At 64.1% G+C, this 21,547-nt stretch carries 18 protein-coding genes; all 18 read left to right on the forward strand.

Going from position 1 to position 21,547, the window contains the following annotated elements; all coding sequences use genetic code 11:
* Positions 1–307 precede the first annotated feature (307 nt).
* The 18 genes from mraZ (at position 308) to AC1RZR_RS17580 (ending at position 21,546) form a co-directional block, all read left to right on the forward strand.
* Positions 308–766: a division/cell wall cluster transcriptional repressor MraZ gene (mraZ, locus tag AC1RZR_RS17495; protein WP_481825413.1), complete on the forward strand. Its 459-nt coding sequence runs from the start codon at positions 308–310 to the stop codon at positions 764–766.
* A complete protein-coding gene (gene rsmH / locus AC1RZR_RS17500) occupies positions 763–1,779 on the forward strand; it encodes a 16S rRNA (cytosine(1402)-N(4))-methyltransferase RsmH (RefSeq protein ID WP_477274562.1) in 1,017 nt (338 codons plus the stop codon). Before mraZ ends, rsmH begins: the two co-directional genes overlap by 4 nt.
* 4 nt (positions 1,780–1,783) lie before the next feature.
* On the forward strand, positions 1,784–2,179 hold the full coding sequence (gene ftsL / locus AC1RZR_RS17505; RefSeq protein WP_481825414.1) for a cell division protein FtsL: 396 nt from the start codon (positions 1,784–1,786) through the stop codon (positions 2,177–2,179).
* On the forward strand, positions 2,176–3,885 hold the full coding sequence (locus AC1RZR_RS17510; RefSeq protein ID WP_477274566.1) for a peptidoglycan D,D-transpeptidase FtsI family protein: 1,710 nt from the start codon (positions 2,176–2,178) through the stop codon (positions 3,883–3,885). The genes ftsL and AC1RZR_RS17510 overlap by 4 nt, the downstream gene beginning before the upstream one ends.
* A gap of 54 nt (positions 3,886–3,939) precedes the next feature.
* The gene (locus AC1RZR_RS17515) at positions 3,940–5,388 is read left to right on the forward strand and encodes a UDP-N-acetylmuramoyl-L-alanyl-D-glutamate--2,6-diaminopimelate ligase (protein ID WP_477274568.1); all 1,449 of its coding nucleotides are present in this window, start codon (positions 3,940–3,942) and stop codon (positions 5,386–5,388) included.
* Entirely contained in the window at positions 5,385–6,815 is a 1,431-nt protein-coding gene (locus tag AC1RZR_RS17520; RefSeq protein WP_477274570.1) for a UDP-N-acetylmuramoylalanyl-D-glutamyl-2,6-diaminopimelate--D-alanyl-D-alanine ligase, read from the forward strand. The genes AC1RZR_RS17515 and AC1RZR_RS17520 overlap by 4 nt, the downstream gene beginning before the upstream one ends.
* A 19-nt stretch (positions 6,816–6,834) precedes the next feature.
* Positions 6,835–7,917, forward strand: a complete 1,083-nt coding sequence (mraY, locus tag AC1RZR_RS17525) for a phospho-N-acetylmuramoyl-pentapeptide-transferase (protein ID WP_013894667.1) — start codon at positions 6,835–6,837, stop codon at positions 7,915–7,917.
* An 8-nt stretch (positions 7,918–7,925) separates the two neighbouring features.
* Entirely contained in the window at positions 7,926–9,326 is a 1,401-nt protein-coding gene (gene murD / locus AC1RZR_RS17530) for a UDP-N-acetylmuramoyl-L-alanine--D-glutamate ligase (protein ID WP_477274572.1), read from the forward strand.
* Positions 9,326–10,477, forward strand: a complete 1,152-nt coding sequence (ftsW, locus tag AC1RZR_RS17535; protein ID WP_379106723.1) for a putative lipid II flippase FtsW — start codon at positions 9,326–9,328, stop codon at positions 10,475–10,477. The genes murD and ftsW overlap by 1 nt, the downstream gene beginning before the upstream one ends.
* Before the next feature lies 1 nt (position 10,478).
* Entirely contained in the window at positions 10,479–11,606 is a 1,128-nt protein-coding gene (gene murG / locus AC1RZR_RS17540) for an undecaprenyldiphospho-muramoylpentapeptide beta-N-acetylglucosaminyltransferase (RefSeq protein WP_481825415.1), read from the forward strand.
* Positions 11,603–13,009, forward strand: coding sequence for a UDP-N-acetylmuramate--L-alanine ligase (gene murC / locus AC1RZR_RS17545; protein ID WP_477274577.1), 1,407 nt, complete (start codon positions 11,603–11,605; stop codon positions 13,007–13,009). Before murG ends, murC begins: the two co-directional genes overlap by 4 nt.
* The gene (murB, locus tag AC1RZR_RS17550) at positions 13,006–13,971 is read left to right on the forward strand and encodes a UDP-N-acetylmuramate dehydrogenase (protein ID WP_477274579.1); all 966 of its coding nucleotides are present in this window, start codon (positions 13,006–13,008) and stop codon (positions 13,969–13,971) included. The genes murC and murB overlap by 4 nt, the downstream gene beginning before the upstream one ends.
* A gap of 299 nt (positions 13,972–14,270) precedes the next feature.
* Positions 14,271–15,197, forward strand: coding sequence for a D-alanine--D-alanine ligase (locus AC1RZR_RS17555; RefSeq protein ID WP_379106731.1), 927 nt, complete (start codon positions 14,271–14,273; stop codon positions 15,195–15,197).
* Positions 15,185–16,126: a cell division protein FtsQ/DivIB gene (locus AC1RZR_RS17560; protein ID WP_481825416.1), complete on the forward strand. Its 942-nt coding sequence runs from the start codon at positions 15,185–15,187 to the stop codon at positions 16,124–16,126. The genes AC1RZR_RS17555 and AC1RZR_RS17560 overlap by 13 nt, the downstream gene beginning before the upstream one ends.
* Positions 16,123–17,430 (forward strand): cell division protein FtsA, encoded by a 1,308-nt coding sequence (gene ftsA, locus AC1RZR_RS17565; protein ID WP_481825417.1) that lies wholly within the window; start codon positions 16,123–16,125, stop codon positions 17,428–17,430. Before AC1RZR_RS17560 ends, ftsA begins: the two co-directional genes overlap by 4 nt.
* A 66-nt stretch (positions 17,431–17,496) precedes the next feature.
* Entirely contained in the window at positions 17,497–19,176 is a 1,680-nt protein-coding gene (gene ftsZ / locus AC1RZR_RS17570) for a cell division protein FtsZ (protein WP_379106734.1), read from the forward strand.
* 282 nt (positions 19,177–19,458) lie between these two features.
* The gene (lpxC, locus tag AC1RZR_RS17575) at positions 19,459–20,409 is read left to right on the forward strand and encodes a UDP-3-O-acyl-N-acetylglucosamine deacetylase (protein ID WP_477274585.1); all 951 of its coding nucleotides are present in this window, start codon (positions 19,459–19,461) and stop codon (positions 20,407–20,409) included.
* A 264-nt stretch (positions 20,410–20,673) separates the two neighbouring features.
* Positions 20,674–21,546, forward strand: a complete 873-nt coding sequence (locus AC1RZR_RS17580; RefSeq protein WP_477275007.1) for an outer membrane protein assembly factor BamD — start codon at positions 20,674–20,676, stop codon at positions 21,544–21,546.
* The last annotated feature ends 1 nt before the right edge of the window (position 21,547 follow it).

The raw sequence follows: 21,547 nt of genomic DNA on the forward strand, positions 1-21,547 counted from the left end.
AACGCTTCGTTAGGCTTAATGGACCATAAAGACGAGACGTGCCGTCAAGGCTGCTCTCATTGGTCGCGGCGCGCGTGTTTGTGAAGCCATTCCCGTTGACGCCCATAGTGCCCCATGATATCCCATTTCGATACTCAAGCCTTCGTTCCGTGTCAGGGTAAAGCGTACGCCAATCGGGCAGCCGCGGCGGCTGCGCGTTTGCCGGTTATTGCCCGTGTGGACGAGGCTGGTACGGGGCAGGGAACGCGCCGCGGCGCGTGCGACAAGATGAAGAGGGGTGCGGCGGCGCAAGCGGCTGTGACGTTCAATGGACCGGTTTCTGTCAAACACGCTGAGCAGGATCGATGCGAAGGGACGGGTGTCCGTTCCGGCGCATTTTCGTGCTGTCGTGCAGAAGCGCGGCTATTCGGAACTCTATGCGCTGCGTTGCCTCGACCAGCCGGCGATGGATGTCGGCGGGCTCGATCTGCTCGACCGCTACGAGCAGCGCATCGCGCTCGAAGATCCCTTCCTGCAGACGGCGAACGACATGTCGTTCTTCTGCCATGGCGATGGCACCTTCCTGAAGCTCGACCAGGACGGCCGCATCACGATGAGCGATTTCATTCGCGAGCACACCGGCATTGCGGCGGAAGTGGCCTTTGTCGGGCGCGGCAATTTCTTTCAGATCTGGGAGCCGGGACGGCTGGCCGCCTATGGGGCGCAGGCGCGGGCCCGGCTTTTGCAGCTTCGGCAGGGGACGAAGCCTGGGGAGCGACCGGAATGACGGTGGGCCACGGCGATGACCTTCACGCCGTTGGCGGATCGGCCCGCCACATTCCGGTCCTCCTTGGCGAAGTGCTCGAAGCACTGGCGCCAGCGGTAGGTGACATCATCATCGACGGCACGTTCGGCGCCGGCGGCTACACCAAGGCCATTCTGGCGACGGGCGCTTCCGTCGTGGCGATCGACCGCGATCCGGATGCGATCGCGGCCGGGCGCGACCTCGAGGCGCAGTCGGGCGGCAGGTTGAGGCTGGTGCAGGCGCCGTTCTCGACGCTGGACGAGCATGTCGAGAGCGCCGACGGCGTCGTGCTCGACATCGGCGTCTCCTCGATGCAGCTCGACCAGGCCGAGCGCGGGTTCTCGTTCCGCTCCGACGGGCCACTCGACATGCGCATGGCGCAAGCGGGCCTGAGCGCCGCCGACGTGGTCAACAGCTTCAAGCCGGGCGATCTCGCCCGCATCTTCGGCTTTCTCGGGGAGGAGCGTCATGCCGGGCGCATTGCCCGCATGATCGAGGCTCGCCGCGAAAAGCGGCCGTTCGAGCGCACGCTGGAACTGGCCGACGCGATCGAGACGCATGTCGGCCGCGCGCCGAAGGACAAGATCCATCCGGCGACACGCGTCTTCCAGGCGCTGCGCATCTTCGTCAATGACGAGCTTGGCGAATTGGCCAAGGCCTTGCTCGCCGCCGAACGCGTGCTGAAGCCGGGCGGACGGCTCGCCGTGGTGACGTTCCATTCGCTGGAAGACCGCATCGTCAAGCGCTTCATCGCCGATCGCGCCGACGCCGTGACCGGCTCGCGCCATTTGCCCGAGGCACAGGCGCGCACCGCGACCTTCCGCAAGGCCGGTGGCGGCGTGACTGCCGGCGACACCGAGGTCGCGGCCAATCCGCGCGCCCGTTCGGCCCGGCTGCGTGCGGCTGTCCGCACCGAGGCGCCGGCGCGCAACAGCGACTTTTCGATTTTCGGCCTTCCAAAGCTTCCCGGCATCGACCGGCCGGGGGAGAGGTAAGCACGTGTTTCGTACCAGCGACATCGTCCTGATCGCCGTCATGGTTTCGGCGGCGGCCCTTACCTACAAGACCAAGCGCGACGCCGAGGAACAATTGGCGGCAGTGCAGAAGATCCATGCTCAGATCCGCTATGAGGAAGACACGATCGATCTGCTCAAGGCCGACTGGAGCCTGCTCACCCAGCCGTCGCGGCTGCAGAAGCTGGCCGACCTTTACAAGTCGCAGCTTGAACTCCAGCCGGTCAGCGCCCGACAGATCGTCGGTATCGGCGACCTGCCGGCCAAGGCCCTGGACATTGAGGACATCCTGAAAGGACGCCAGGACGGCATGGCCGACAATTCCGACAAGGCGCCCTCGGGCGATAGGGATCCCGTGGTGACCGGAGGCATCGGCCAATGATCGGCAAACTGCTGAAACGCCGCGCCAGGACCGGTGAAGGCGGATCGATCGTGGTCGAGGGCGCCCGCAAGGCGACCGGCGGCAAGGGGCGGACGCGCATCGTGATGACGATGGCAGTGTTCTTCGGCATCTTCGCGACCATTTCCGGCCGGCTGGTCTATCTCGGCTTCCAGACCCCCGACATGTCGGGCGGCCCGCAGAGCCGGGTGACGGCATCGCGGCCCGACATTGTCGACCGCAACGGCGAAGTGCTGGCGACGGACATCAAGACGGCATCGCTGTTCGCCGAACCGCGACGCATCGTGGACGCCGACGAGGCGATCGAGAAGCTGTCGACGGTGCTTCCCGAAATCGACTACGAGCAGACCTATCACAAGCTGAAGAGCGGCGCCGGCTTCGTCTGGCTGCAGCGGCAGCTGACGCCCAAGCAGCAGTCCGACATCATGCAGCTCGGCATTCCCGGCTTCGGCTTCCGCACCGAGAAGCGCCGCTTCTATCCGAGCGGCGAAACCTCATCCTACATTGTCGGGCTCACCAACATCGACAACCAGGGCATCTCCGGCATGGAGAAATATGTCGACGAACAGGGCTTGAGCGACCTGCAGGCATCGGGCCTGGCGGTCGCCAAGGATCTGAAGCCGGTGAAGCTTTCGATCGATCTGCGCGTCCAGCATGTGGTGCGCGATGAGATCGCCGCCGGCCTGGAGCGCTATCGCGCGCTCGGCACTGGCGCTGTTGTGCTCAACGTCAAGACCGGCGAAGTGGTGGCGATGGCCTCGGTGCCGGATTTTGATCCGAACAATCCTTACAATGCACAGGAAAAGGACCGGCTGAACCGGATGTCGGCGGGGCTCTATGAGATGGGCTCGACCTTCAAGAGCTTCACCTCAGCCATGGCGCTCGATTCCGGCAAGGCGACGATGGCGAGCCGCTTCGACGCTTCGCATCCAATCCGGGTCGGCCATCAGGCCATTCACGATTTCCACGGCAAGAACCGTGTGCTGTCGTTGCCGGAGGTGTTCCTCTATTCGTCCAACATCGGGTCGGCCAGGGAGGCGGAGCTGGTCGGCATCGAGGGGCACCGAGAATTCCTGCATCGCCTTGGAATTCTGGACAAGATGCAGACCGAACTGCCGGAAGTCGCCCGTCCGACTGAACCGAAGGTGTGGAAGCAGGTCAATTCGTTCACCATCGCCTTCGGCCATGGCGTGTCGACGACGCCGCTGCAAGCGGCTGTCGGCTGTGCGGCGCTGATGAATGGCGGTTTCCTGATGAACCCTACCTTCCTTGTCCGCACACAGGAAGAAGCGATGGCGGTGGCCAAGAAAGTGGTCGGCGACAAGACGGTCGAGGGCATGCGCTACCTCTATTCGCTCAACGCCGAGAAGGGCTCGGCCAGAAACGCCAGAGTCCCCGGCTACCGCGTTGGCGGCAAGACCGGAACAGCCGAGAAGGTCATCAATGGCCGCTACTCGAAGGAATTGAATTTCAATACCTTCGTCGCCGCCTTCCCGATGGACGATCCGCAATACCTCGTGTTTACGATTGCCGACGCTCCGCACCCGGAAAAGCCTGGCATGACAGACGTCGCGGCCTCGAATGCGGGGGTTATGGCCGGCAATATCATCAGGCGTTCTGCGGCCATGCTTGGCGTGAAGCCAGATTTCAGCCATGAAAATGGTGCAACGCTGGTGTCCTATCAGTGATTCTTGGGGCGCGCCGGCAACTGCGCGCTATTTTGTTGCGGTGAACGGGACTCGATGAAGCTCAAAGATCTAGCCGGTATCCTGCCAGTCGAAGGAACAGCTTCCGCCGATCTGGAGGTTACCGGCATTTCGTCGGATTCCCGCCAGGTAAAACCGGGCGTCGTCTTCTTCGCGCTCGCCGGTACCAAGGCGGACGGCGCGACCTATGCTGCAGACGCGGCCGGCCGAGGTGCCGCTGCGATCGTGGCAGGCAACGCCATTGCCGGTTTGCCGGTCCCGGTGCTGGCGGTCGATGATCCGCGCCTGGCGCTGGCGCTGAGCGCGGCCCGCTATTTCGGCAAGCAACCTGAGACCATGGTCGCGGTGACCGGCACCAGCGGCAAGACGTCGGTCGCCGCCTTCACCCGGCAGATCTGGGAGCAGATCGGCTATGCCGCCGCTTCGATCGGCACCACCGGCGTGGTGGCGCCCGGGCGAAATGACTACGGCTCGCTGACGACGCCCGACCCGGTCGCCTTGCACCAATTGCTCAAGGAATTGGCGGACGCCGGCGTCACCCATGCCTCGATGGAAGCCTCCAGTCATGGGCTCGACCAGCGCCGCCTTGACGGCGTCAAGCTGGCCGCCGGCGGCTTCACCAATCTCGGCCGCGACCATATGGATTATCATCCGACCGTCGAGGATTATCATCGGGCCAAATTGCGCCTGTTCGACGCGCTGCTGCCGAAAGGCGCGCCGGCCGTCATCTTCGCCGACGACCCGTGGTCGGCGCCGACAATCAAAGCGGCGCAGGCCGCCGGGCTCGACGTGCTGACCGTTGGCCGCCATGGCGATTTCCTCAGGCTGAAGCGGGTCGAGCACGAGCGCCATCGTCAGCGCGCCGAGGTCGAGGCCGACGGCGTGCTTTACGAGATCGATCTGCCGCTGGCCGGCGATTTCCAGATATCGAACGCGCTGGTTTCGGCAGGACTTGCCATTTCCACCGGAACACCTGTCGCCAAAGCCTTGATGGCGTTGGAGAAACTGAAGGGCGCGCCGGGCCGTCTCGACCTCGTCGGCACCACTGCTCATGGTGCGCCGGTCTATGTCGACTACGCCCACAAGCCCGACGCGCTGGAAAATGTGCTGGCCTCGGTGCGCCCGTTCACCACTGGCCGCGTCATCGTCGTGTTCGGCTGCGGCGGTGACCGTGACCGTGGCAAACGGCCGATCATGGGCGAGATTGCGACGCGGCTTGCCGATGTCGTCATCGTCACCGACGACAATCCGCGCTCGGAAGTGCCTGAAACGATCCGCGCCGCCATTCTTGCCGCCGCACCCGGCGCCATCGAGATCGGCGACCGGCGCCAGGCGATCCACGACGCGGTCGCCATGCTGCATGCCGGCGACACGCTGATCGTGGCCGGCAAGGGCCACGAGGAAGGCCAGACGATCGGCTCCGAAACCCTGCATTTCTCCGACCACGAGGAAGTCCGCGCAGCACTCGTGGAGTGTGCCGCATGAGTTTGCTGTGGACCTCCGAGGCGCTGGTTGTGGCCATGGACGGGCGGCCGCTGGGGCCGATGCCGGAAGGCATATCGGGTATTTCGATCGACAGCCGCAGCCTCCAGCCGGGCGACGCCTTCTTCGCCATCAAGGGCGAGGCGATGGACGGCCACGACTTCGCCACCGCCGCCATCAAGGCGGGCGCCGGCGTGCTGGTGGTGGCGGAAGGCAAGCTGCCGTCGCTCGGCCGGCTGACGGCGCCGATCATCGTCGTCGAGGATGTCCTGGCCGCGCTTGAAAAGCTTGGTGTCGCGGCGCGCGCCCGCTCCGAGGCCAAGATCATCGCGGTGACCGGTTCGGCCGGCAAGACCACCACCAAGGAAGCGCTGCGCCACGTGCTGTCGGCCGTCGGCAAGGTGCATGCCTCGGCGCAGTCGTTCAACAACCACTGGGGCGTGCCGCTGACGCTGGCACGCATGCCAGTGGATTGCGACTATGCGGTGTTCGAAATCGGCATGAACCATCCCGACGAGATCCGGCCGCTGGTGAAAATGGTGAGGCCGCATGTCGCCATCGTCACCATGATCGCGGCCGCCCACCTCGGCTTCTTCCGCAATCTCGACGAGATTGCCAAGGCCAAGGCCGAGATTTTCGAAGGGCTGGAGCCCGAGGGTGCGGCCATCCTCAACCGCGACGATGCGCGCTGGAAGCTTCTGGACAAGATGGCTCATGCCGCTGGGGTCGAGCACGTGTATGGCTTCGGCGAGAATGCGCGCTCGACCTTCAAGCTGGTCAAGTGCGAACTCCACGCCGACCATTCCGACATCAGCGCCAGGGTCGGCGGCCACGAGGTGACGGCGCGGATCGGTGCGCCCGGCCGCCATATGGTGCAGAATGTGCTGGCGGTGCTGGGTGCGGCGCATCTGGTCGGCGCCGACCTCGACAGGGTGGCGTTGGCGCTGGCCGATCTTTCGGCCGAGCGCGGGCGCGGCAAGCGCCATGTGTTGCGCCACCCCGGCGGGCCGATCACACTGATCGACGAGAGCTATAACGCCAACCCGGCGTCGATGGGTGCCGCGATGGCGCTGCTTAACGCGACGCCGGTGACAGGCGAGGGCCGCCGCATCGCCGTACTCGGCGACATGCTGGAGCTCGGCGACCATTCTGCCAAGATGCATGCCGCCCTTGCCGACCTCATCGTCGGCACCGGGACGCAGACCGTTTTTCTGGGCGGTCCGGAAATGCGGGCACTGGCGCAGACGCTGCCGGCTGAGATCAAGACCGAATACCGCGCCGGCGCCGAGGAGTTGAAGCCGGTGCTGCTTGCCGCGCTCAAGCCGGGCGACGTGGTGATGATCAAATCGTCGAAGGGCATCGGTTTTGCAAAACTGGTCGATGCGCTGCTGGGCAAGTTCCCGGCTGAAACGACATCCAAACAGACCTAGGTCGGGGGACGATAAGCGCATGTTCACACTGCTCGTCGATTTTGCGGACAAGATCTCGGTCTTCAACGTCTTCCGCTACATCACCTTCCGCACCGGCGGGGCGCTGATCACATCGGCGCTGATCGTCTTCATTTTCGGACCGACCATCATCAATTCGTTGCGGCTGCGGCAGGGCAAGGGCCAGCCGATCCGCGCCGACGGGCCGCAGACGCATTTCAAGAAGGCAGGCACGCCGACCATGGGCGGGCTGATGATCCTGTCCGGCATCATCGGCTCGTCGCTGCTGTGGGCGAACCTGTCGAGCATCTATGTCTGGGTGGTGCTGCTGGTGACGCTGGGCTTCGGCTCGATCGGCTTCTACGACGACTATCTGAAGGTGACCAAGCAGTCGCATCTCGGTTTTTCCGGCAAGGCACGGCTGGCGCTCGAATTCGTCATCGCCGGCATCGCCGCCTGGGCGATCATGCATAACGGCCAGGCGCCGTTCTCGTCGTCGCTGACATTCCCCTTCGCCAAGGAATTCATCATCAATCTCGGCTGGTTCTTCATTCCGTTCTCCTGCTTCGTCATCGTCGGCGCCGGCAATGCGGTGAACCTGACCGATGGTCTCGACGGACTGGCGATCGTGCCGATCATGATCGCGGCGGCGTCCTTCGGCGTCATCGCCTATCTTTCCGGCAACGCCGTGTTCGCCGAATATCTTCAGATCCATTTCGTGCCCGGCACCGGCGAACTGGCGGTCGTGCTTGGCGCGGTCATCGGCGCCGGCCTCGGCTTCCTCTGGTTCAACGCGCCGCCGGCGGCGATCTTCATGGGCGACACCGGCTCGCTGGCGATGGGCGGCCTGATCGGCACGGTCGCCGTCGCCACCAAGCACGAGATCGTGCTGGTCATCGTCGGCGGATTGTTTGTCGTGGAAATCCTGTCTGTCATCATCCAGGTCGGCTACTTCAAGATGACCGGCAAGCGGGTGTTCCTGATGGCGCCGATCCACCATCATTTCGAAAAGCTCGGCTGGACCGAAAGCCAGGTGGTGATCCGTTTCTGGATCATCGCCGTCATCCTGGCGCTGGTCGGCCTGTCCACGCTGAAGCTCAGATAGGAGGCCGCTTGATTCCCGCCGCATCCTTCGCAGGCAAGCGCCTTTCGCTCTTCGGGCTCGGTGGCTCGGGGATCGCGACGGCGCGCGCGCTGATCGCCGGCGGGGCAGAGGTGCTGGGGTGGGATGACAATCCCGACAGCGTCGCCAAGGCGGCGGCCAGCGGTATCGCAACCGGAGACCTGCGCGGCGCCGACTGGGCGAAGTTCTCGGCTTTCGTGCTGTCGCCGGGCGTACCGCTGACGCATCCCAAGCCGCATTGGACGGTGGAACTGGCGCGCGGTTCTGGCGTCGAGATCATCGGCGACATCGAGCTTTTCTGCCGCGAGCGAATGCTCGCCGCGCCGTCAGCACCGTTCATCGCCATCACCGGCACCAACGGCAAGTCGACGACGACCGCACTGACCGCGCATATCCTGAAAGCGGCGGCACGGGACACGCAGATGGGCGGCAATATCGGCCGCGCGGTGATGACACTCGATCCGCCTGGGCCCAATCGGCATTATGTGGTCGAATGTTCGTCCTACCAGATCGACCTCGCGCCTTCGATCAACCCGACGGCCGGCATCCTGCTCAATTTGACGCCCGACCATCTCGATCGCCACGGCACCATGCAGCACTACGCCTCGATCAAGGAGCGGCTGGTGGCCGGCAGCGAGACGGCGATCATCGGCATCGACGATTCCTGGTGCGCGCAGATCGCCGAGCGGCTGGAGCGAGCGGGGCGGCATGTCATCCGCATTTCCAAGCGGCTGCCACTCACCGACGGCTATTTCGCCGACGGCGGCAATCTGATGGAAGCAGTGCATGGTCGCTACAGCCGCGTTGCTTTCCTCGAAGGCATCGGCTCGCTGCGCGGCCAGCACAATGCGCAGAACGCGCTGGCGGCGGTCGCCGCTTGCCTCAAGGTCGGGCTGGACCTCGGCGAGATCCAGTCGGGACTGGAAAGCTTTCCCGGCCTCGCGCACCGCATGGAGCAGGTCGGCCGCAAGGACCATGTGCTGTTCGTCAACGATTCCAAGGCGACCAATGCCGATGCGGCGGCACCGGCGCTGTCGAGCTTCCCGCGCATCTACTGGATTGCCGGCGGTCTGCCCAAGGAGGGCGGCATCGAGCCGCTGCGCGGCTTCTTCCCGCGCATCGCCAAGGCCTATCTGATCGGTGAGGCGGCGCCCGCCTTCTCGGCGACCCTGGGCGAGGCTGTGCCGTACGAGATATCCGGCACGCTGGCCGCTGCGGTCGAGCACGCGGCGCATGACGCGGCTCAAGACGATGCCAGCGAGGTGGTTGTGCTTCTGTCGCCGGCCTGCGCCAGTTTCGACCAGTTCAAGAATTTCGAAGTCCGCGGCGAAGCCTTCAGGCAAGCTGCGAATGCTATCGAGGGTGTGAAACCCATCGGAGGGGCACGATAATGCAGAGCCGTCTCGACAAAAGTCCGGTTGCGACGTGGTGGTGGACGATCGATCGCTGGTTCCTGGCGGCGTTTCTGTCGCTGATGGGGCTCGGCATCGTGCTGTCCTTTGCCGCCAGTCCCGCGGTGGCCGAGCGCATCGGCCTCGACAGTTTCCACTTCGCCACCAGGCAGATCATTTTCACCGTGCCGGCGCTCGGCGTCATGCTGGCGGTGTCCTTTCTCGAATCTAGGCAGATCCGGCGCATGGCGCTGATCATGCTGTGCCTGATGCTGGTGCTGATGGTGGCGGTGCTCTACATCGGCGTCGAGGTGAAGGGCGCGCGCCGCTGGGTGTCGCTTGCCGGCCTGTCGATCCAACCGTCGGAATTCCTGAAACCCGCCTTCGTCATCATGTGCGCCTGGCTGTTCGCCGAACACAAGCGCCAGCCCGACATTCCGGGCAATCTGTTCGCCATGCTGCTGCTCGCCCTGGTCGTCTCGCTGCTGGTCGCCCAGCCGGATCTCGGCCAGACCATGCTGGTCACCGGTACGTGGGGTGTGATGTTCTTCATGGCCGGGTTGCCGTGGCTATGGATCATTGCGCTGGGTGCTGCCGGCGTTGGCGGCGTCTTTGCCGCCTATACGGTGTTTCCGCACGTTGCCTTGCGCATCGACAAGTTCCTGACCGGCGAAGGCGACACGTTCCAGGTCGACATGGGCCGCGAGGCGCTGATCAATGGCGGCTGGTTCGGCGTCGGGCCAGGCGAGGGCACCGTCAAGCGGGTTATCCCGGACAGCCATGCCGACTTCGTCTTCTCGGTCGCCGGCGAGGAGTTCGGGCTGATCATGTGCTTCTTCATCATGTCGATCTTCGCCTTCATCGTGCTGCGCGGCCTCAACACGGCGCTGAAGGAGCATGACGACTTCACTCGCTATGCCGTCGGCGGGCTGGTCACCGTGTTCGGCCTGCAGGCCGTCATCAACATGTGTGTCAACCTGCAGCTGGTGCCGGCCAAGGGCATGACGCTGCCTTTCATCTCCTATGGCGGCTCCTCGCAGATCGCCATCGCCATCTCGATGGGCATGGTGCTGGCGCTGACGCGCAAGCGGCCCGAAAAGCGCAAGCAGATGGGCTTTGCCCTGTCGCAGCGCGCCCTGCCGGCGGAGTGATATGGCGAGAGGCGTCATCCTTCTTGCCGCGGGTGGAACCGGGGGGCATCTGTTCCCGGCCGAAGCGCTGGCACATGAGCTGAACGAGCGCGGCTGGACGGTGCATCTGGCCACCGACGACCGTGCCGAGCGCTTCGCCGGCCATTTCCCAGCTACCGCCATCCATCCGATCCAGTCGGCGACGATGGGCTCGAAGAATCCCATCGCCCTGCTTGGCGCCTTCTGGAAAATCTGGCGCGGCGTACGCCAGGCTTCCGCCATTATCGCCAGGATCAAGCCGGATGCCGTCGTCGGCTTCGGCGGCTATCCGACCCTGCCGCCGCTTTACGCGGCGACACGGCGAAAGGTGCCGACGTTGATCCATGAGCAGAACGCGGTGATGGGGCGCGCCAACCGGGCGCTGGCAGGCCGAGTCGACGCGATCGCCGGTGGCTTCCTGCCGCAAGACACCAGTGCGGCCGGCGCCAAGACGGTGACGACAGGCAATCCAGTCCGGCCTCCCGTTCTGGAAGCGGCCAAGACGCCTTACGCCGCATCGACCGGGGAGGAGCCGTTCCGCCTGCTGGTGTTCGGCGGCAGCCAGGGGGCCCAGTTCTTCTCGGACGCGGTGCCAGCAGCCATCGCCATGCTCTCCGAGACGCAACGCAAGCGGCTGGTGATCACGCAGCAGGCGCGCGCCGATGACGTGGCGCGCGTGAAGGCGGCCTATGCCGCTCTCGGCGTCGCCGCCGAAGTCTCGCCCTTCTTCACCGACATGGCGCAGCGCATGGCGGCGGCGCATCTGGTGATCTCGCGCTCCGGCGCCTCGACCGTTTCGGAGATCGCCGTCATCGGCCGACCGGCGCTGCTGGTGCCCTATCCCTATGCTCTCGACCACGACCAGGCAGCGAACGCAGCGGCCCTAGCCGCCGCCGGCGGTGGCGAAGTGCACCCGCAATCCTCGCTTTCTCCCGAGCGCATCGCGACCCTCCTCGGTGGGCTGATGGACAATCCCGAGCGGCTGGGGGCCATGGCGGCGGGAGCGAAATCGGCTGGCCGTCCCGACGCGGCACGGTTGCTCGCCGATCTCACAGAGGCTATTGCGTCCCAAAAAACCGTTTCAGACTTCAGGAAGGGGACGCACGCATGAAGATGCCGCAGACCATCGGCCTTGTGCATTTCATCGGTATTGGCGGCATCGGCATGAGCGGCATCGCCGAAGTGCTGCACAATCTCGGTTACAAGGTGCAGGGGTCCGACCAGGCCGACAGCGCCAATGTGCAGCGGCTTCGCGACAAGGGCATCGAATGCTTCGTCGGCCACAAGGCTGAAAATCTCGGCGATGCCGAGGTTGTCGTCGTCTCGACGGCGATCAAGAAAACCAACCCCGAACTGAAGGCCGCGCGCGAGAAGCTGCTGCCGATCGTGCGCCGTGCCGAGATGCTGGCCGAGCTGATGCGTTTTCGCCAGGCGGTGGCGATCGGCGGCACGCATGGCAAGACGACGACGACTTCCATGGTTGCGACACTGCTCGAAGCCGGCGGGCTCGATCCGACCGTCATCAATGGCGGTATCATCAATGCCTATGGCACCAATGCGCGCATGGGCGACGGCGAGTGGATGGTGGTCGAGGCCGACGAAAGCGACGGCACCTTCCTCAAACTGCCGGCCGAGATTGCCGTCGTCACCAATATCGATCCCGAGCATCTCGACCACTATGGCAGCTTCGACAAGGTGCGCGAGGCGTTTCGCCAGTTCGTCGAGAACGTGCCGTTCTACGGTTTCGGCGTGATGTGCACCGATCACCCGGAGGTGCAGGCGCTGGTCAGCCGCATCGAGGATCGCCGCGTCATCACCTATGGCGAGAACGCGCAGGCCGACGTGCGCTTCACCAATCACCGCATGGCCGGTGCCATTTCGGAATTCGACGTGGTGATCCGCAACCGCAAGAGCGGCGGCCAGACGACGATCGCCGGCCTGCGCCTGCCGATGCCCGGCCGTCACAACGTCTCCAACGCGACGGCGGCGATCGCGGTGGCGCATGAGCTCGGCCTGTCCGCCGAGGCGATCAAGAAGGGCCTGTCGTCCTTCGCTGGCGTCAAGCGCCGCTTCACCCATACCGGTTCGTGGAACGGCGTCGATGTCTTCGACGATTACGGCCACCACCCGGTCGAAATCTCGGCGGTGCTGAAGGCGGCGCGCAGTGCCACCCAGGGACGCGTCATCGCCATTGCCCAGCCGCATCGCTTCACCCGGCTGCACGACCTGTTCAACGAGTTTTCCACCTGTTTCAACGACGCCGACACGGTGATGGTGGCGCCGGTCTACGCGGCCGGCGAAGAGCCGATCGAAGGCGTGACATCCGATGCGCTGGTGTCGCGAATCCGTGCCGGCGGCCATCGCGACGCGCGCTACATCGAGGGTCCGGCAGCAATCGCGCCAATCATCCGCGATCTGGCCAAGCCCGGCGACTTCGTCGTCTTCCTCGGCGCCGGCAACATTACCCAATGGGCCTATGCGCTGCCCAAGGAGCTTGGCGGGACGGTCTCATGATGCACGGCCAGGACCTGATCGACAGACTTGGCGACCGGCTTGCCGGCCTGCGTGGCCGCCTCACGCCGAATGCCGAGATGGACAAGATCACCTGGTTTCGCGCCGGAGGGCTGGCCGAGGTGCTGTTCCAGCCGGCCGATGAGGAGGACCTTGCCACGTTCCTCAAAGCCGTTCCCGAAGACATACCGCTGACGATCGTCGGCGTCGGCTCGAACCTTCTGGTTCGGGACGGCGGCATTCCGGGCTTTGTTGTCCGGCTTTCGGCGAAAGGCTTTGGCGAGGCCGAGGCCATCGGGCCGACAAGGATCAAGGCCGGCGGCGCCACGCCCGACAAGCGCGTCGCCGCAGTGGCGCTCGAAGCCGGCATTGGCGGCTTTCATTTCTATCACGGCATTCCGGGCGCCATCGGCGGCGCGCTGCGGATGAATGCCGGTGCCAATGGCGTTGAGACGCGCGAGCGCGTCGTCGAGGTGCGCGCGCTCGACCGCAAGGGCAATATCCAGACGCTGAGCAATGCCGATATGGGCTACGCCTATCGCCATTCGGCGGCACCTGCCGGCCTGATCTTCACCTCGGCCGTTTTCGAGGGCTTTGCCGAGGACAAGACAGCGATCAAGGCGGCGATGGATGCGGTGCAGAACCACCGCGAGACCGTGCAGCCGATCCGCGAGAAGACCGGCGGTTCGACCTTCAAGAATCCCGACGGCACGTCGGCCTGGAAGGAGATCGACAAGGCGGGCTGCCGCGGCCTGATGATCGGCGGCGCGCAGATGTCGCCGATGCATTGCAACTTCATGATCAACACCGGAACCGCGACCGGCTACGATCTTGAATATCTCGGTGAGACGGTGCGCACGCGGGTGTTGGAGAATTCGGGCATCCGGCTGCAATGGGAAATCAAGCGCATTGGCAATTTCCGACCAGGGCATGCCGTCCAGGAATTTCTCGGACAACTCCTCTAGGGTGCGTTGAAGTTCACGTGATGCATGAACTTCAACGAGGCCGAAACGGCCCGCGACCGTTGCTCCAAAGACTCAACGGCACACTTTTCTCATCCATTTTCTCAGAAAGTGAATCTCTCGGAATCGTAAGCGCTTGCCAGTGAATCAACTCTCTGATTCTCTGCTCCAAAGCGTTTCCTGATTTGAGTCGTTCGACGCGTTTTCAGCGTTTTCCGTCTGGGGGGCAACCTGCCGGGAGACTCTGACTCAATGTTGCGGAAATATTGGGTTTGGTCCGCCATGAGAGGGGATGACGGGGAATGAAAAGCAAGCATGTGGCCGTCCTGCTGGGTGGTTTCTCATCCGAGCGGCCCGTGTCTTTGTCCTCGGGAAAGGCCTGTGCCGATGAGCTCGAGAAGGAAGGCTACCAGGTCACGCGCGTCGATGTCGGGCGCGATGTCGGCTCGGTGCTTGCCGAACTCCGGCCCGATGTCGCCTTCAACGCACTGCACGGCCCGTTTGGCGAGGATGGCACCATCCAGGGCATCCTTGAATATCTCGGCATGCCCTACACCCATTCCGGCGTGCTTGCCTCGGCGCTGGCCATGAACAAGGAGCAGGCCAAGCGGGTTGCCAGGTCGGTCGGCGTCCCTGTCGCCGAATCGAAGGTCGCCAGCCGCTTCGCCATCCAGAGCAAGCACCCGATGAAGCCGCCCTATGTGGTCAAGCCGGTCAATGAAGGCTCGAGCTTCGGCGTCGTCATCGTGCATGAGGGGCAATCGCATCCGCCGCAGATCATCGGCTCGTCGGAGTGGAAATATGGCGATACCGTCATGGTCGAGCGCTACATCCATGGGCGGGAGTTGACCTGCGCGGTGATGGGCGATGTGGCGCTGGGGGTCTGCGAGATCATTCCGACCGGCCATTCCTTCTACGACTATGATTCAAAATATGTCGCCGGGGGATCAAAGCACGAATGCCCCGCAAAAGTTTCACCGAATATTTACCAAAAAATACAAACACTGGCGCTCAAGGCTCACCAAGCGATCGGCTGTCGGGGCGTTTCCCGATCGGACTTCCGTTATGACGATCGGCATTCCGAAAACGGCGAGGTTGTGTGGCTCGAGGTCAACACCCAGCCGGGTATGACGCCGACGTCCTTGGTGCCTGAAATCGCCGCCCAGGCCGGGCACTCGTTTGGCGATTTGTTGAGTTGGATGGTGGAGGACGCTTCGTGTCTGCGTTGAAATGGGGACAAGGCAAGGGGAAGGGCGCGGCCGGGCCGGCGCTGTTCGGCCTGCCGTTGTCGTTCGACCATTTCGTGCTGCCGCGTGTGCTTCGCCGCCCGGTGCGCATTCTGGCGCGCCTGGGCGTGGGTGAATTCCAGGCGCCGCGCTTCTCCGCGGCCATGATGTCGGCCGTGCTGGTTGCCTCGAGCAGTGCGTATGGCGCCTATCTCGGCGGCCATGTCGACGGCATCGTACAGAGCATCACAGCCCGCACCGGCTTTGCCGTCGATCAGGTCAAGGTGGTTGGCAATCGCCAGACCTCCGAGATCGACATCCTCGACCGACTCGAGCTCGACGGCTGGACCTCGCTGATCGGTTTCGACGCCGAGGCGGCGCGCGAACGGATTTCCAGCCTGCCATGGATCGAGGTCGCGGCGGTGCGCAAGGTCTATCCGCACACGTTGGAAGTGCGTGTCGAGGAGCGCGAGGCCTTCGCGCTCTGGCAGCAAGGCGATGAGCTCTCGGTCATCGAGAGGGATGGCGCCGTGATCGCGCCGTTCTCCGGCGGCAAGCAGGTGCTGTTGCCGCTGCTGATCGGCGTCGGCGCGCCGGCCAAGGCGCCGGACTTCCTGGCCAAAGTCGAAAAATACCCCGAGTTCGCGGCCCGGATCAAAGGCTACATCCGCGTCGGCGAGCGGCGCTGGGACCTCAAGCTGGACAACGGCATCACCATCAAGCTTCCCGAGGATGGCGAGGACCAGGCGATCGCCGAACTCGTCAAGATGGACAAGGAAAAGGGGCTGTTGTCGCGCGACATCACCGCCGTCGACATGCGCCTGACCGACAGGCTGGTCGTGCAGTTGACGCCGGAAGCGGCGACGCAGCGCGAGGCAGCCCTCAACGAAAAACCGAAAAGCCTGAAGCGCAAGCCGGAGACGAAGATATGAGCTGGCTTGGCGGTCATGGCGATGCCTCGTCGCGCCGGTCCGGCACCCTGACGGTGCTGGATGTCGGTTCGAGCAAGGTCTGCTGCATGGTGGCCAAGCTGAAGCCGAGCGATGACGGCAAGCTGTTGCGCGGCCGTTCGCATCGGATCCAGGTGATCGGCATCGGCCATCAGAAGTCGCAAGGTGTAAAGTCGGGCGTCGTCGTCGATCTCGACCGTGCAGAGCATGCCATCCGTCTCGCCGTCGACGCCGCCGAGCGCATGGCCGGGCTGACGGTCGATTCGCTCATCGTCAACATGACGGCCGGCCGGCTGAAGAGCGAAGCCTTCTCGGCCACCATCAATCTTGGCGGCCACGAGGCCGACGAAGCCGATATCAAGCGCGTGCTCGGCGCCGGCGCCAAACAGGCACTGAAGGCCGAACGCGAGGTGATCCATTCGCTCCCGGTCGGCTTCTCGCTCGATGCCGAGCGCGGCGTGCGTGATCCGCGCGGCATGGTTGGCGACGCACTCGGCGTCGACATGCATGTCTTGACCGGCGACGCCGCGCCAATGCGCAACCTGGAGCTTTCCATCAACCGCTCGCACCTGTCGGTGGAGCGCATGGTGGCGACGCCCTATGCAAGCGGACTGGCAGCCTTGGTCGACGATGAGCTGGAAATGGGTGCGGCCTGCATCGACATGGGCGGCGGCACGACGACGATCTCGGTGTTTTCGGAAGGCAAGTTCGTTCATGGCGATGCTATCGCCATCGGCGGCAACCACGTCACGCTGGATATGGCCAAGGGCCTGTCTACCTCGCTCGATGCCGCCGAGCGGCTGAAGGTGATGCATGGCTCGGCGCTGCCGGGCAGTGCCGACGATCGCGACCTGGTCTCGATCCAGCCGATCGGCGACGATGGCGACGTGCCGCTGCAGATCCCGCGTTCGGTGATGACGCGCATCGTGCGCGCCCGCATCGACGAGACGCTCGAACTGCTGCGCGACCGGCTGAACAAGTCCGGATACGGCAATGCGGTGGGCAAGCGTGTCGTCTTGACCGGCGGCGCCAGCCAGCTTGCCGGCCTGCCGGAAGCGGCACGCCGCATCCTGGGACGCAATGTACGCATCGGCCGTCCGCTCGGCGTGGCCGGCCTGCCGGAAGCGGCAAAGGGACCGGCCTTCTCGGCCGCGGTAGGGCTTCTGATCTATCCGCAGATGGCGAGCTTCGAGAGCCATCCGGCGAAAGGAATTTCCGGTCTGAGAATGACTGGGACGGGTGGAAAACTGCATCGCATGAGTCAGTGGTTGAGAGACAGTTTCTAATTGACGGGGACAGCCCCATAGGCGGCCGCGGCGGCGAAGCGGCGTGAAAGGCAAAGGACGGAGACAATGACCATCAATCTGCAGAAGCCGGACATCACCGAGCTCAAGCCGCGCATCACCGTGTTCGGTGTCGGCGGCGGCGGCGGCAATGCCGTCAACAACATGATCACCGCAGGTCTGCGCGGTGTCGAGTTCGTGGTGGCCAACACGGACGCGCAGGCGCTGACCATGTCGAAAGCCGATCGGCTGATCCAGCTCGGCGCACATGTCACCGAGGGGCTGGGCGCCGGATCGCAGCCGGAAGTCGGCCGCGCGGCGGCGGAAGAATGCATCGATGAGATCATCGATCATCTGTCCAACACCCATATGTGCTTCGTCACCGCCGGCATGGGCGGCGGCACTGGCACCGGTGCGGCTCCGGTCGTAGCGCGCGCCGCCCGCGAAAAAGGCATCCTCACCGTCGGCGTCGTCACCAAGCCGTTCCATTTTGAAGGCCAGCGCCGCATGAAGACGGCGGATTTCGGTATCGAGGAACTGCAGAAATGCGTCGATACGCTGATCGTCATCCCCAACCAGAACTTGTTCCGGCTGGCCAATGACAAGACCACCTTCGCCGACGCCTTCGCGATGGCCGACCAGGTGCTCTACTCCGGTGTTGCCTGCATCACCGACCTGATGGTCAAGGAAGGCCTGATCAATCTCGACTTCGCTGACGTCCGTTCGGTCATGCGCGAGATGGGCAAGGCGATGATGGGCACCGGCGAGGCTTCCGGCGAGGGCCGCGCGATGGCCGCCGCCGAAGCGGCGATTGCCAACCCGCTCCTCGACGAGACCTCGATGAAGGGTGCCAAAGGCCTGCTGATCTCGATCACCGGCGGCCGCGACCTGACCCTGTTCGAGGTCGACGAAGCTGCGACCCGCATCCGCGAGGAAGTCGACCAGGACGCCAACATCATCCTGGGCGCCACTTTCGACGAGGAACTCGAAGGCGTCATCCGCGTCTCGGTGGTTGCCACCGGCATCGACAAGTCGGCGGCTGAAATCGCCGCCGCGCCGATCTCGATCCGCACGGCGCCACCGAAGCCGGCCAGCCGTCCGGCCGTTGCCGCGGTGGAAAGCCGCCCGGCGCCGGTTCAGCAGACCGCCTATGAGCCGCGCGCCATCGACCCGGTCGCCGAGGCCATCCAGCTGGCCGAAGCAAACGCAGCGGCGATGGCACAGGCTCGCCCGGTTCCGGTCGCCCACGCCGACGATTTCCGCCCGCAGAGCAAGATCTTCCAGGCGCCGCCAGCACAGCCGATGCCGCAGCCAGTCGTCCAGCAGATGCAGCCGGCTCCGCAGCCGCGCGAAATGCTGCAGCGCGAAGCCCCTCAGCCTGCCATGGCGCCGCAGCGGATGCCGCGCGTCGAGGACTTTCCGCCCGTCGTCAAGGCCGAGGTGGATGCCAAGAGCCGCCCGGTCGACCACGAGAACAACAGCGGACCTATGGGCTTGCTGAAGCGCCTGACCAACGGCCTGACCCGTCGCGAGGAAGAGCCTGCACGGCTGCAGCCGGCGCAGCCGCGCGAACCCAAGCTGCGCCAAGCCGCTCCTGAAGTGCGCCGTCTTGCCAGCCAGGATGCGCAGCTCTACGCGCCGCGCCGTGGTCAACTCGACGAGCAGGGCCGCCTGACACCGCAGGTAAGGGCGACTCAGGACGACGATCAGCTGGAGATTCCGGCGTTCCTGCGCCGCCAGGCCAACTGATCCGTAAACAGGCTTTAACGATTGTTAACAGGCAGGCAAGGAATTGCTTGCCTGTTAACGTTTTAAACGATGTGATTTCAAGTAGTTACAGAGCCGTAAAGGATCCGTTTCGCAGTTACAAAGAGTAAGAAACCGTGATTTGGAGTCTCCCTCCCGCGACATTATCTTCGCTGCCTACCATAGTCGGTTTGCCGGGATTTCGGGGGAAGTCGCCCCGTCTGCCGATTTCAACAAAGAGCCGCGCCCTCGGGCTGGAGAAGCGGACCTAGGCACTACGGGCTTATGGGGATTGTCTTGCACGACTATCAGACGACAGTGAAGACGCGCGCGTCGCTTACCGGCACCGGCGTCCACAGCGGCAAGGAAGTGTCCATCAGCTTCATGCCGGCGGATGCCGATACCGGCATCGTGTTCCAGCTTTTCAAAGGCGCAGAGCAGGGCCGCGAGTTCCGCGCCCTGGTTTCCGAAGTCGGTGCCACTGATCTTTGCACCATGCTTGGTGATCCCGCTGGCGAGCACATCGCCACGGTCGAGCACATCATGGCAGCGTTGTTCGGGCTCGGTATCGACAATGTCGCCATCGAGATCGACGGTTCCGAGGTTCCCATCTTCGATGGCAGCGCCATGCCATTCGTCGAAGCCATCGACCAGGCGGGCATAGAGACGCTCCCGGTCAAGCGGCGCTATATCAGGGTCATCAAGCCGGTCCGCATCGAGAACGGCGCCTCGTGGGCGGAGTTCAAGCCTTATGACGGCACCCGTTTCGAGATCGAGATCGACTTCGAAAGCCCGGCGATCGGCCGCCAGCTGTTCGCGTCCGACCTCAACGCCGATATTTTCCGCCGCGACATCGCGCGCGCCCGCACCTTCGGTTTCATGAAGGACGTCGAGCGGCTCTGGGCCGCCGGCTACGCGCTCGGATCCTCGCTGGAGAACTCGCTGGTGATCGGTGACGACAACCGCGTCATCAACATGGGCGGCCTGCGCTATCCCAACGAATTCGTGCGCCACAAGACGCTGGATGCCATGGGCGACTTGGCGCTGGCCGGTGCCCGTTTCATCGGCTGCTTCCGCTCCTATCGCGGCGGCCACAGGATGAATGCGGCGGCACTGCGCCGCCTGCTGTCGGATCGCACGGCGTTCGAGATCGTCGAGACGACGCGCCGAGAGCGTGGCCGCTCCGCCGAGATGAACGCCGTCAACGCGCCGCTCTACGCGCCCTGGATGATCTGATTCTCCTGACTTTTCCGAATTCCATGGCAGGCAGCGGGTGTTGCACGAATGCATCACCCGTTGGTGAAATTGCACGGATGTTCAAGCCCTGTCCGACCGCCACAAAAATGTGCGATTGGCCGGCGATAGCGTTGCCGGGCAAGGCGGTTATGGTTTATGGCTGCTGCCGTCGATTAGTGCATGCCGCCTAGAAGTGGGGACCAGTTTTGGGACAACGGCATGCAAACGCGCATTGAAATAACGCCGAAAGGGCGCAATCCAATCATGTTCTTCAAGCGAGTTGGTCAATCGAAAGCGCCGCAGCGGGCTGTTTTCCTGGCGCTTTCGGTGGTTGTTCCATCGCTCTTCCTGTCGGCCTGCATGTCGTCGGAGAAAGATATCGACCTGTCGACCTATGTCGACCAGACCGAGCCGGCCGATGTTCTCTACAATCAGGGCCTTGCCAACCTGAATGCCGGACGCCTGGAAGAGGCGAGCAAGAAGTTCGATGCGGTCGATCGTCAGCACCCCTATTCGGAGTGGGCCCGCAAATCGATGGTGATGGGCGCTTTCGCCGACTATCGCCAGGGTAACTACGACGAGGCGATTGGCTCGGCCAAGCGCTATCTCACGCTCTATCCGTCGACCGATGACGCTGCCTACGCGCAGTACATCATCGGCTTGAGCTACTACCGCCAGATCAAGGACGTGACGCAGGATCAGAAGGAAGCGCGCCAGACCCTTCAGACGATGCAGGACCTGGTGACGCGCTGGCCGACATCGGAATATGTCGACGACGCCAAGGAAAAGATCCGCTTCGCCAACGATCAGCTGGCCGGCAAGGAAATGCAGATCGGCCGCTACTATCTCGAGCGCCGCGAATACATCGCCGCCGTCAAGCGCTTCCGCACCGTGGTGGAGAACTATTCCAACACGCGCCATGTCGAGGAAGCGCTCGCCCGCCTGACCGAAAGCTATTATGCGATGGGCCTGACCTCGGAGGCGCAGACCGCCGCCGCCGTGCTCGGCACCAACTATCCCGACAGCCCGTGGTACAAGGATTCCTACAAGCTGCTGCAGAGCAATGGGCTTGCGCCGCGCGAGAATGCCGGGTCGTGGATATCCAAGGCCGGGAAGATGATCACCGGCGGCGCCTGAC

It is taken from the genome of Mesorhizobium bavaricum (assembly GCF_056781655.1).

Coding starts and splice junctions, on each gene's coding strand:
- murB (WP_477274579.1), top strand. CDS start 13,006: ATGATGCACGGCCAGGACCTGATCGACAGACTTGGCGACCGGCTTGCC.
- AC1RZR_RS17520 (WP_477274570.1), top strand. CDS start 5,385: ATGAGTTTGCTGTGGACCTCCGAGGCGCTGGTTGTGGCCATGGACGGG.
- rsmH (WP_477274562.1), top strand. CDS start 763: ATGACGGTGGGCCACGGCGATGACCTTCACGCCGTTGGCGGATCGGCC.
- mraZ (WP_481825413.1), top strand. CDS start 308: ATGGACCGGTTTCTGTCAAACACGCTGAGCAGGATCGATGCGAAGGGA.
- mraY (WP_013894667.1), top strand. CDS start 6,835: ATGTTCACACTGCTCGTCGATTTTGCGGACAAGATCTCGGTCTTCAAC.
- AC1RZR_RS17555 (WP_379106731.1), top strand. CDS start 14,271: ATGAAAAGCAAGCATGTGGCCGTCCTGCTGGGTGGTTTCTCATCCGAG.
- ftsZ (WP_379106734.1), top strand. CDS start 17,497: ATGACCATCAATCTGCAGAAGCCGGACATCACCGAGCTCAAGCCGCGC.
- ftsW (WP_379106723.1), top strand. CDS start 9,326: ATGCAGAGCCGTCTCGACAAAAGTCCGGTTGCGACGTGGTGGTGGACG.
- murC (WP_477274577.1), top strand. CDS start 11,603: ATGAAGATGCCGCAGACCATCGGCCTTGTGCATTTCATCGGTATTGGC.
- AC1RZR_RS17515 (WP_477274568.1), top strand. CDS start 3,940: ATGAAGCTCAAAGATCTAGCCGGTATCCTGCCAGTCGAAGGAACAGCT.
- AC1RZR_RS17580 (WP_477275007.1), top strand. CDS start 20,674: ATGTTCTTCAAGCGAGTTGGTCAATCGAAAGCGCCGCAGCGGGCTGTT.
- lpxC (WP_477274585.1), top strand. CDS start 19,459: ATGGGGATTGTCTTGCACGACTATCAGACGACAGTGAAGACGCGCGCG.
- ftsA (WP_481825417.1), top strand. CDS start 16,123: ATGAGCTGGCTTGGCGGTCATGGCGATGCCTCGTCGCGCCGGTCCGGC.
- AC1RZR_RS17510 (WP_477274566.1), top strand. CDS start 2,176: ATGATCGGCAAACTGCTGAAACGCCGCGCCAGGACCGGTGAAGGCGGA.
- murG (WP_481825415.1), top strand. CDS start 10,479: ATGGCGAGAGGCGTCATCCTTCTTGCCGCGGGTGGAACCGGGGGGCAT.